We start from the raw sequence: 1,874 nt of genomic DNA, 5'->3' as shown, positions 1-1,874 counted from the left end.
GGGCTGTATACAGCGCCGCTCGCTTGCTCTCGCTTGGCGAATAATCTCTGGGTCGTCAAAAACGGATAAGGTTAGATCGTCGCCGCCCCGGGCGAAAACGATGGCGCGCGCGCCCGACCGGACCGCTTCCGATCTCGCCTTAAGGACGCTGTCTTTGTCCGAGATAACTGTCGCGATCATTTGCGGGGCGTCCGAAAAAGCCGCCTGCGCAAGCGCCGCCCTAGGTTTCTTTCCAGAAGTTCTTCCCGGGCTTCCAGAGCCGACGCGCTCATCATCAGATCTTCTTTCAGATCGAAGGCGTTCCGGGAATAATCCAGGACCTCTGATGATTCGGCTTCCAGGACCGCCGTCAGTTCTTCCAGCTTTTCCGCCGGCAGGCGGAGGCTCAGGTGATCCTGGGATTTGACGGTGTAGTAGCCGCCCAGGTTTTCGCACCAGGCGGAGAGCCTGTCGCCGGCGATTCGTCTGTCTTTGACCATCAGGCGGGCGTTGATCTCATGATATAAGGTGGAGCCGGTCCCGCTCTGCGCCGCAATGAGGGACAGCGGAAGAAGGATTAAAGAAATCAGTAATATGCTTTTTTTCATCTGATCTCTCCTTCCGCCAGAGATTAGTACCCACTCAAGGAAGCTGTTTAACGACAGATTGAAGCAACTACTAACAGGTGTTCACATTGTTAGCTTTGGTGGTCAAGATAAACCAGAAAGTAAAGTAAGTATTACCCTAGATACCGTAGTGCCAGAAGGTGCAGGCTCTTACAGTTATAGCAAACGATTGAACTTGCTAGACTCTGAGACCCAGGTAATTGCTTTTGACTTGGGAACGTCAACAGTAATACCTCAAGTGTTTAACCCTGGAGGCAAACTTATTTATCATCAACCTTTAGAAATTGGAGGATGTATTGATTTGTTAGAAGCCATTGCCTGTGATGGTGAGCTTCTTCAGTATTTAGGCACAGGAAAAGCTGGTAATGTTGAACTTATTCGTCAGGGCATTGAAGGGGGTGATTTTAATTATGGCTGTGGTCAGTTTAACTTCCGCCCCATCTATGCACGACTAGTGAAAACTTGGCTGGCTCATCGGCTGCGCTTAGCCTTCAAGACCACCCAACAGTGGCGTCATGCCGCAGGCTCGGTTGTCGCCTGGGGAGGGGGGACTCAGATGCCAGGAGTCGCACGCATGCTAGAAACTCAAAGGGTTACAACTGTTCCTTCTGGCTGCTGGGCCAACGCCATCGGATTACAAACCATTGCCGCAGCACTATTAGCACGGAGGTCCTAATGGCTGTTAACACCAGAGTCCGTATTGAAGCCGATATCGAGGTTTATGTACGTGCTCAATCGCAAAGGGTGATGGGTGTTCCCTCACAGCAGTTAAGCGCTGCTGAGTTAACTACTCTGACCAATCGCATTATCTACGAACACAAACTAGCTCAATCGATGCTCAAACAGGAATTGATACCTCGTCTGTGGGGCTGGCTCAAAGGGCTTGTGGCAGGAAGCAACAGCAAAGTTGTAGCTATAGCCAAAGCACAGCAGCCAGCACTGCCAGAATCGGAAGACCAAGACTTTATCAGTGATTTCGCCGCTCAATTTGAGGAGGATAATCATGCAGCCTAAGTTAGTCCAACAGGTGAAACAACAACATGCCCCTTGGCTTGTGGAACTCGAAAGCCTAGCGGTTAATGCCCTCATCAGCGATAACTGGAAAGATGTCTTCAACTGTCTCTACGAAAAAATGGAGCAGCTCGACAGGCAAACCGTTGAGGAGGAGGTTGCAGGCAAGCCTATCTTCAGCAGCCTTAGTAATTGAGGAGTAACACTATGAACCCCCAACTCCATGAACTCATCAAAGAGCTAATTGCTGCTGCCGAA

Annotated in this window: 4 protein-coding genes; 3 read left to right on the top strand and 1 reads right to left on the bottom strand. The window is 50.5% G+C overall.

The genetic code is table 11. The features are described from left to right. Positions 1-176: 176 nt before the first annotated feature. Positions 177-587: a hypothetical protein gene (locus F6K23_RS40285; protein WP_293166797.1), complete on the bottom strand. Its 411-nt coding sequence runs from the start codon at positions 585-587 to the stop codon at positions 177-179. Between the two features lie 58 nt (positions 588-645). On the opposite strand from F6K23_RS40285, the gene F6K23_RS40280 reads away from it, so the two are divergent. The 3 genes from F6K23_RS40280 to F6K23_RS40270 all read left to right on the top strand — a co-directional run bounded on the left by F6K23_RS40280 (position 646) and on the right by F6K23_RS40270 (position 1,812). Then, positions 646-1,281, top strand: coding sequence for a hypothetical protein (locus F6K23_RS40280; protein ID WP_293166796.1), 636 nt, complete (start codon positions 646-648; stop codon positions 1,279-1,281). A gap of 71 nt (positions 1,282-1,352) precedes the next feature. Beyond that, positions 1,353-1,619 carry a hypothetical protein gene (locus F6K23_RS40275; RefSeq protein ID WP_293166795.1) on the top strand — a complete coding sequence of 89 codons (267 nt, stop codon included), beginning with the start codon at positions 1,353-1,355 and terminating at the stop codon, positions 1,617-1,619. Next, positions 1,609-1,812, top strand: a complete 204-nt coding sequence (locus tag F6K23_RS40270) for a hypothetical protein (RefSeq protein WP_293166793.1) — start codon at positions 1,609-1,611, stop codon at positions 1,810-1,812. The genes F6K23_RS40275 and F6K23_RS40270 overlap by 11 nt, the downstream gene beginning before the upstream one ends. The last annotated feature ends 62 nt before the right edge of the window (positions 1,813-1,874 follow it).

The sequence above is a fragment of the Okeania sp. SIO2C9 genome (genome assembly GCF_010672455.1).
Classification (GTDB): Bacteria; Cyanobacteriota; Cyanobacteriia; order Cyanobacteriales; family Microcoleaceae; genus Okeania.
The sequence above is the reverse complement of the archived record's forward strand: the minus strand, read 5'-3'. Positions and strand labels throughout refer to the sequence as shown.